Source organism: Streptomyces sp. NPDC002640 (genome assembly GCF_053592575.1).
This window is the reverse complement of sequence record NZ_JBSFVZ010000049.1, coordinates 1-9,717: the sequence shown is the minus strand read 5'-3', so window position 1 is coordinate 9,717 and position 9,717 is coordinate 1. Positions and strand designations below refer to the sequence as shown.

The 9,717-nt window shown below is 74.8% G+C and carries 1 pseudogene; it reads right to left on the bottom strand.

Annotated features, from left to right (window positions below):
- Nucleotides 1–9,717, bottom strand: a pseudogene (locus tag ACWD3O_RS33845) (hypothetical protein); the annotation flags it as partial.

Sequence of the window (9,717 nt, the reverse complement as noted above, 5' to 3'; positions counted from 1 at the left end):
CTCGCCCCGCGACATCTTCCGGTACAGCCGCATCGGCTCCCCGGACCCCCGCGTGATCGGCGTCGGCGCCGCCGCGCGCTCCGCCCGCAGGGCCGTCAGCTCGTCGTGGAAGCGTTCCATCTGCGGACGCAGTCCGCGGTGGCGTGCCAGCTCGGTGGTGACCACGTCCTGCTCGTCGACGAACGCGTAGAACACGCTGGCGAAGTCCTGCGCGTCCTGACCCGCCCCGAACAGGTAATCCGCGTACGCCCGGTACAGTCTCGCCGTCACCTCGGGCGTCAGCCGGCCCGACGGAGCCGCGTGCACCACGACGCCACCATCGGACTCCGCACCCGCACCGGCCGGTACGGCGTCGCTGGCGCTGTAGTGGTCGACGCCGTTGTAGTAGATCTCCACACCGTTCGTACCGGCGGCCTGGGGGCCGTGGTGCGAGACCACTTCGGTGCGGCCGTCGGGATAGGCGCGGGCGACGTCGAAGGTGACGCCGAGCGCGTGCGCGGTCAGCGGCAGGAACGCCTCGCCGAAGGGGGTCGCCCAGCTGTCGCCCCAGTCCTCCACGGCCTGCAGCAGGTTGTCCCACTCGTCCCGGCTCATCGGGGCGGTACTGGTCGGGTACGCGGCCGCGAGCCTGTCCCTCAGGTCGTCGTCCGAGAGACCGGACAGGGCGTTGCGGTCGCCGAGCCCGTGCCGGCGCGCCAGCTCGAGCAGGTCGGTGCGGTCCGTGTCGGGATCCCTCAGGTGGTCCGCGAACTCCTGGAGGGTGGACTGCCGCAGCTGACCGGTGACCTCGTACGGGACGGTGCGGGCGGGACCGGCCTGGCGGAGGTAGCTCGCGACGTGGCCGCGCAGAGCGGCGACGGCCGCGTCGACCAGGGGGTCCGCCGGCAACGTGCCGGTCTCGCCGTACCCCTGGGCCCGGCGGGCGAGGGCGGCGCGGACGCGCGCGGTGTCCGAGAGCCAGTCGAAGACATCGGGGTGGGACGTCGCCAGTCCGGGGACGTGGTCACGGACCACGCGCGGTGCGCTGCCGAGGACGGCGTGAAGCAGGCATTCGCCGTTCGCGACCGTGCGCAGGAGTCGCCCGGTGGCCGGGGGCGCGGCCGAGCTGTGCGTGCCCTTCCCGGCGGCTCCGGAGCCGGACTTGCCGCCGCCCCCGGCCTGCCCCTGAGGCCCGTGCCCGCCCTTCCCCTTCGGCGCGGCCGGCTTCGGCGCGGTCTTGCTCCCCCCGGCCTTCGGCATCCCGGCCTTCGGTACCCCGGCCTTCGGTGAGGCGGCCGGCTTCCGCTCCGCCGGGGCGGTGCGCGCAGCGGTCTTCGGCACGGTGAGCGCCGGCTTCCGTCCCGGCCGCTGCGCCGGGACGGAAGCCAGCGACGACAGCGGAACGCTGACCAGCCCCTCGGCGGTGGTCTGCCGGGCGTCGCGCACGGCCAGGGCGAGGCCGGGCAGCCTCAGCCGGGCGTCGGACTGGACGGCGGCCTGTTCGGACTGCTCCTTGAGCGCTTCGACGACGGACCGGTTCAGCGCCCGCAGACGCGCACGCCGGTCGTCGCGGTGCCGGGTGGCCCCGTCCAGACGCCCGGTGGCGTCCGTGAGCGCGGCAGCGGCGTCCTCGGCGGCGCTCTCGGCGTCGGCGAGCGTCTTCTCCAGCGCCGGGAGGCGGCCGGCGGCGTCCTGGGCCTTCCGCCTGGCCGCGTCGAGTTCACCCTGAACCCGCTCCTGGTCGGCGCGCAGCCCGTCGACCTCCTCGCGGGCGGCCCGCAGCCGGGAGTGCGCCCTGGCCGAGCGTTCGCGGGCCTCGCGGGCCCGGGCCTCGGGGACGGTGCCCTGTTCCTGGCGGGCGATGTGCTCCAGCACGGCGTCCGTGGCGCGGACCTCGCCGGATGCGGCGGTGGCGCGCTTGCCCGCCTCGCTGATCCGGCGCGGCAGGTCGAGGAGGGTGTCGCCGAGCCGGCGGGCCTCCTGCTGCCAGTGGTCGCGTTCCGACTCGGCGGTGTCCCGCTCCGACCGGGTCGTGATGACCGCTTCCTCGGCGCGGGTCAGCGCGTCGGCGGCCTCCCGCCGCGCGGTTGCGGCAGCGGCGACCTCCTGTTCGGCGGTGTCGAGCGCGGTGCGGGCCTCGGCCTGCGGTCCGCGCAGGTCGATCTCCCGCTGCCGTGCCTCCCGCTGGGCGCGGACCGCGTCCGCGTGGGCGGTGATCCGGGCGTCGAGGTTGGTCCAGGCGTCGAGGGTGCCGGCGTCGGTGCTGTGCAGGGCGCCGTCCGGTGTGAACCCCCAGTGCCGCAGCCCCTCGTCGGTGCGCAGCACCAGTTCCACGGGCCGGTCGGCGAGGACGGCGGTCCGCGAGGCCGCGTACAGGGCGCGGGCGAGCAGGGCACCGTCCAGGTCGGGTCCGACGGCGAGCCAGAGCTGGGCGGCGGGATCGCCCGGGTGCAGCCCGTCGGCCAGCGCCCGCGGCAGGTCGCCGAGGGGATGGGTGGTCCAGTCCCGCAGGTCGGCCGCCGACTGACCGGCCAGCAGTGAGCGCAGGTCGTACACGCGTGGATCGGTGCGGGCGTCGGTGATGCCGTGGCCGAGCACGTCGCGTTCGGTCAGGCGGAGTTCGGCGCTGCCGGTCACGTACAGCGTGCCCTCGGGGCCGCTGACGGTGATGACGACGTCCGCCATGGTCTCGTGGCTGCGGGTGCCCCGCCCTTCGGCGGGCAGAGCGGTGCCGCCGGTCTTGAACCACTCGCGGCGGGTCGCCGCGGTGGCGGAGACCTGTCCCTGGGTGACCGGCTGCCGGCTGATCAGGGGGACACCAGTGCCCAGGACCTGGCCGCCGGACGTCTCGTAGGCCATCTGCAGGGCGCCGGCGGGAGCGGATCCGGCGACGAGCGAGGTGGTCGCGGCGGTCGTCGGCAGCCGCAGCCGGTCCAGGGCGACGTCACCGGCGTCGGTGACACGGCGCGGGTTGCGCAGTTCGATGTGCAGCCTCGGCGGATCGTCGGACTCGAGAGGCTCGGGGTACGCGCCCGGCAGGGTCCGGGTGATCCCGGCGGAGCGCGGCGCGTCGAGGCTGATGGTGCCGGCCTGGATGAGTTCGCCGATGCGGACGGCGGCGCCCTCCGCGGAGCCGGACACCGAAGTGGCCTGCCAGTGGGCGGTGGTCCGGGGAGCGACGGTGGCGAGGGCCTCGGCGAGTTCGGCGTACCCGTTGAAGTGGAAGACCGGGGTGGGGCCGGTCGGCACGATCGGCATGCCGTCGGCGAGGTGCGGCTGACCGGCGGTCGTCGGCGGGGTCAGCAGGGGATGCACGGCCGACACGGAGGGTGGGGTGGGCCGGGGCGGCGTCACGGGGTCGGCCGCCTCGCTGCCGGTGAAGCGCAGCGTGACGCGGGCGGGCACCGTCGCCGCGGCGGCGGGCCGGCCGTGCAGGACGCGGTCGAGCCAGGTGCCGAGGGTGACGTTCTCGTCGTACCAGGCGAGCACACCGGCCTCGATGACGCCGCCGGGCACGTCGAGGGGCCATTCCGCGACCAGTTCGGAGCGGACGGTGGCGGTGTACTCGTAGTCGACCTCGAAGTCGGCGGCGTTGTCGGTGCGCAGCCAGAAGCGGTCCTCGCCGCTCTCGGCGGTCCTGCCCGTGTCGGTGCGGGTGGTGCTGAATCCCAGGGCGGGGCCGGTGCGGTCGGTGCGCGTGTCGTCGGTGGGGCGGAGGTAGCGGGCCGTCGGGTTGAAGGCGACGGCGTGCCGGCGGGTGTGCGCGACGGAGTCGGAGGTGTTGGCGGGGGCGTGGGTGTGCACCTGTTCCTGTCCTGTGCCGCTGCCCGCGGGCCGTCCGCGTACGGTGCGCAGCCCGTCGGTGTCCTGGCGGGGCCGGGCGCTCAGCTCGACCTCGACCAGCCGGGCACCGCCCTTGGCGAGATGCCGGAAGTGGAACCGCTGCACGCCGCGGGGTCCGCGGCCGGGGAGGGCACGCAGGGCGGTCGCGGTGGTCAGGTCGGCGATCCGCGCCGCGACGCCCGGCAGGTAGGAGGCGTGTCCGGGGACGGTGGAGCCGGGGGCCTCGCGCTCGACGAGGGCGGTCAGTTCGGCACGCACCCGGTCGCGCCGTTCGTTGCCGTCGTCGCCGAGCTGCTTGACCGACAGGACACCGGCGTAACCGGGTTCCCGGGTGCGGGCGAAACGGTCCGGCAGGGGCAGCGTCGGCTCCGGCAGGCCGGGCGGGGCGAGCGTGCCGAGACCGGTGAACCACGAGGCGTCACGCGCCAGTTGCTGGTCACTGAGCAGGAACTGGGCGCCGCGGGGCAGGTCCACGGCGACGGTGACCGGGTCGGCGCCGGTCACCCCGAGCAGGTTGCCGACCAGGTTGCGGCGACCGTGCCGGACGGTGACCAGGAGGGTGGCACCGCTGCGGACGCGGTGCTGGACGCCGCTCTCCGTCGGGGTACGGGTCACCGCGGTGGTGGACCCGAGGGTGTGCGTCTCGTCGGTGCGCCTGCCGTACGCGTACCGCGCGGACGGGTTGAACGCACGCTGCTGTGCCGATGCCGGGGTGCCCGCGGGTGCCGCGGGGGGCATCTGCCGCGTGGTGGCGCTGAGCGCCCCCTGGTGGCTCGTGCCGGTGGTGACCTGCTGCTGGGCGGTGTCGGTGGTGCCGACGTCGGTCTCCAGGTACTGCTTGACGCTGTGCAGGTGCTCGGCGTCGTGCAGGTAGCCCTGGATCTCCACGGAGAACTCGTGGTCGGCGCCGAGGCCGGGCAGGGTGAGCCCCTCGACGACGTACCCGCCCTTGAAGATCTGGTGGCCGCGGCCGATCAGGGCGGCGGGAGCCATGGCGCCGCGCAGGACCTCGGTGAACGGTGCGCTCTGGTCGGTGGCGCCGGGGCCGGAGAGGAGCCCCGACACCCGGTCGCCGACCGTGGCGAGGGCACCCGGGACATGCGCGGCGACGGCTTGCCCCACCGTGTCGAGCAGTCCCTGTTCGGGGTGGCCGGGGTAGGTGTTGGTGACGATCTGCCGGAACGCGTCGAGGATCGCGCCGGAGCCGCGGACGACGTCCAGGACGGCGTCGTCGGGCAGCCGCACGACGCCGTCGACGGGCTTGCCGTCCGGGCCGGTCAGCGCCAGACGCGCACGGTCGGTGTCGTCGACGGCCCGCACCCGGTGGGCGGGCGGCGCCTGCCGCGGAGTGCCGGCGGGGAGGGTGCGGTGCTGCGGCACGGCGAGGGTGACGTGTCCGCCGACGGTCCGCACGGCCGGAACCACGGGGTCCGCCGGCCTCTCGATGTCGGCGGGCTTCGCCGGGGCGGCGTCGGGGTGCGAGGCGGGATCGGCGAAGCGCACCGCGGGGTCCTCGCCCGGCCCCTCGTAGAGGTCGAGGGCGAACTGCGCGGGCACGTCGAAGACCTCGGTGGGCTGACCGCTGCCGATGAAGAACTGGTCCTGATTGACGCCCGAACCGACGGTGGAGGCATGGCTGGTGCGACGGGCGTACGTGTAGTCGCCGCTGCCGCCCAGGGTCCACGGGGTCCGGTCGCCCAGCGGGCCGGCGGGGCCACCGCCGAAGCCGGCCTGCCAGCCGTAGGCGTAGCCGTTGCTCTCCATACCGCCGACGGAGAACGAGGAGATGCCGATCACCTGCACGTCCGGCAGGGTCCTGCGGTGCCGGGCCTCGGTGGCGGGACCGGGGCCGGTGTCGCGGAACGCGGACAGCCGCAGCTGGACGCGGCGGGTCCCGCCGGTGCGGTCCGGCAGGTCGAACCACATCGCGTGGCCGCCGTCCAGCATGCCGTCGGTGGCGGCGCGCAGCCCCGTGCCGGAGCGGGCCTGCTCGAACCGCCGCAGGTTGGCCAGCCGCGCCTGGACGGCGGCCTCGTCGAACAGGGCGCCCGGCACCGCTTCGAGCGGCGGCAGGAAACCCTCCCGGCGCAGCCACGCCTCGGCGCGTTCGAACAGCGGCTCCGTGCCGGCGACCTCCAGCGGAGCGGCGGAGATGCCGAGACTCTGCAGGTTCTCCAGCTCCTCGGGCAACTGCCGCGGCGCGGAGCCCGGCGGATGCGCGATCCCCTGTGCGTCGGCGTCGGACAGGATCCGCAGGCGCATGCCGTCGTCCCAGGGGCCGAACCGGTGCGTGGTGCTGCCGCCGCGGGCCCTGATCAGGGTGACGCGGTGGGTGACGCGCGCCGGGGCGAGGAGGTGGCTGCGGTTGCTGCGCACGGAGTGCGTCATGGTGGCCGAACCGCCGGACGACAGCGAGGCGCTGGTCTGCCACTGGAGACCGCCCTTGCCGGCCAGGCTGCCCGACACCACCGACGACGCGTCCGGGTGCCCCGGAGCGTGGTCACCGGTGAAGGCGGGGCCGAAGCTGCCGTCGAGGGCGGCGCCGCTGGTGAGCTTGGCGGAGCTGTCGACCTTGACGGAGTGCGCCAGGTGCGACTCCAGGTTGATCTTCCCGTCGAGCGAGCGGTGCGTCGGGTCGCCGGGCTCCACCTCGGTGGTCACCTTCAGCATGCCGATGGCGTTGCCGTCGTGGTCCAGCAGCACCGGCGAGAACAGGCCGCCGCTCCGCTGCAGGGGCAGGGTGCCGCGCAGGATCGGCTCGGACAGGAAGGCCTCCAGCTCCTGGGCGGAGGAGTCCGACAACCGGGCGAGGTCGGTGGCGTAGCCGCGCCGCACCTCGGCCAGCAGGCGTGCGGGTTCGCGGACGGTGTCCACGCCCCACACCGGGAGGTCGTCCAGGCCGGCGGGGACGGCGAGCTCGCCGTCGTGGTCGGCGGCGAGGTGCTCGGGGAACCAGACGGTGACCGGTCCGTGGGTCCGGGCGGCGCCCCAGCCGTCGGCCGGGGCCTGCGCCGGCGGATCGACCCGGACCTGCCAGACGGTGGCGAACTCGACCGGCTGCGACAGCTCGCTGCTGCGCTGCGCGGTCATCGTCTGCACCGCGTGGGTGACGGTCGTGGTCGCCGAGTACTGGTTGTGCGTCAGCGTGAGCGCCAGGGCGGCGTCCAGCCGCCGCAGCGGTCCGGCCGCGTCCCGGGGGAAGAGGCCGGTCCAGGTCACCGGGACGGTGCGGAGGGTGCCGGAACCGCTGGTGGAGGCGGACTCCTGGCTGCCGATGCCGCGCCGTTCGACACGGGCCTCGGGGTCCTGCACGCTGTGGGCGCCGTACCGTCCGGAGCGGACCGGGTCCCGCAGACCCAGCCGTACGTCCACGGTCCGCTCCCGGCCCTCGTGCTCGACCGTGAACCGCGCGCCGCGGCTGCTGCGCACGTACGGCAGCTCCCGGGCCAGCCTCTCCGCGGTGAGCGTGGACCGCAGTCGCAGCAGCACCGGATGGTCGTCGGCCACGGGACCGGTGACGCCGAGCGCGGTCAGGATCTGCCGGTGCAGGCCGTCGACGACGGGCGCGGGCAGCGGCTCGACGTGCACGAGGCCCACGTGCCCGTCGTGCTCGGCGCCGTACCCGGTGACGTAGGAGGACAGGGGCGCCGGCCACAGGCCGGGGACCTGGCCGTCGGGGCTGCCGGACGGCGCGGGGTGCACGGCGGAACGCCGGCGGAGCTCGTCGACGCGCTGCTGGACCAGGACGTCCACGAGCGGCCGGCGGGCCGCGCGGGCGGCGGCCCGGGCCTCCTGGACGGCCTGGTCGACCTCGGCCGGGGAGACCTCGCGCACGCCGGTCACCAGCCGGGCGAACTCGCTCTGGTTGCCGTGTCCGATGCCGACGTTGTGGTGGGTCCGCCCGGTCAGCACGGCGTCGACGTCCTGCGGGGACCGGAAGTTGGCGGCGGCCCCGGTGCGCAGCAGCTCCTGGTGCAGGAGCGCGGAGTCGGCGATCTGGTAGGCGCCCGTCTGCTGGTTGGGGACGCCGTGGGCGCGGACGAAACGCCAGTAGCCGTCCTGGGGCAGGGTGAACTCGACGACCGTCTCGTCGTCCGACGCCGCGTTGTCGTTGGTGAAGGCGCCGGTGTGGGAGAGCGAGGTGGTGAAGAACTTGCGGTACTGCCGGCTGTCGTTGTGGGCCATCGCGGCCCTGAAGCCGGCCTGCGGGGTGCGGGCGCCCAGGAACACCCGTGCCTCCGCGGTCGCCATCTTGCGGTAGAGGCGCAGCGGGGCGTCCGGGCCGGCGGTCATCGGCGTGGGCGCGGCGGCCTGGGCGTCGCGGATGCGGACCAGTTCGGCGTGGAAGGCCCCCATCTGGTCCCGCAGGGCGTCGTGCAGCGCGACCCGGTCGGTGAAGACGGTCTGCGAGCCGGCGAAGACGTAGTAGCCGCTCGCGAAGTCGACGGCGGCGTCGTCGGTGTCGAAGAACTCGGCGTAGGCCCGGTAGTAGGCCTCCATCGCCTCCGGGGTGATCCGGCCCGACCGCTCGCCGGGCGCCGGGTGCAGTGGTGCGGTGGTGCCGGTCACCGTGGCGGGATCCGGGCGGGCGCTCGTGGCGGAACTCTCCGGGAGCGAACCGGCCGGTGCGTCGTCGACTGCCTCGCCGATGCCGGTCATGAAGTCGCGGAAGGCTTCGTAGCGGGCGTTGTCGGTGGTGGTGGCGGTGACGGGGTTGGCGGTGGCGGGGTGCGGGGGTTGTGGGTCGGTGCCGTAGAGGCGTTCGAGGAGGGGGAGGAGGTCGGGTTCGTTGGCGCGGACCCAGGCGGCGCCGTTGTTGCGGGGCCGGCCGGTGGTGGTGTCGTGGCCGTGGTTGGTGCCGAGGTAGGCGTTGCTGAGCTGGGCGAAGTACTCGTATGCGTCGGTGGAGGAGTAGTTGTCGGCCGCGCGGTTCGATGTGTCGCGGCGGATGCCGTCGGGCCAGGGGGCGTCGGGTCCGGCGGCCAGCCGTGCCTGGAAGGTGCGGTGGATGAGGTGGCGGTCGGTGTCGGTGAGGGCGGTGGTGTGGAGGAGGTGGGCGATTTCGTGGGTGGCGGAGGAGTAGCCCTCGGGCTGGTGGGGGACGGGTCCGACGGTGGTGTTCTCGCCGAGGAGGTTTTCCTCGGCGACGGCGGCGACAAGTCCGCTCTGGGCGCCGCGCAGGTCGTCCAGGCCGCGGCCGTCGGGTCCGTGCAGGCCGGTGAAGGAGCTGACCGAGCCGAGTGGTACGTCCTGGGGGAGGACGACGACCGTGGCGCCGGAGGCGAGCAGGCGGGTGAGGGTGTCGGGGTCGCGCAGCATGCGGGCGACCTGGGCGTAGGCCTCCCAGCGGGCGGAGACCGGCCGGGCGGACTCGCCGGGCACGACGACCAACAGCCGCGCGCCGAACTGCGCGAACTCGTCCACCGAGAGCCGGTCCCGTACCGACGCGACGAACTCGTCCTGACCGGCCAGCCACCGCCGGTGTTCCGGGCTCAGCAGGGACACCGTCTCCAGCAGTTCGGGGGTGGGCAGCGCGGACAGGCCGGTCAGCAATGCCTGGGCCGAGGGCGGCTCGACCGCATCGGGCACCGGCACCACCGCGTCCGACACCGCATCGCCGGGTGCCGCGTCCAGCAGTCCGAACGGCTCGCCCTGCAGGCCGCGTTCCCGTGCCGCCGCCAGCTTCCGGTCCACGAGGTCGGAGGCCAGCTGCCGTAGCTCGGTGCGGATGTCGTCCTCCGCGGCCGCCGCGGCCGTGTCGACCTCGTCGGCCGGCACGATCCGTCGGCCGGTCACCAGCTGGGCGAAGGCTCTCGCGTTGCCGTGGCCGATGCCGATGTTGTGATGGGTGCGCCCCGTCACGACGTCCGTGACGTCCTGCGGGTCGTGGAAGTT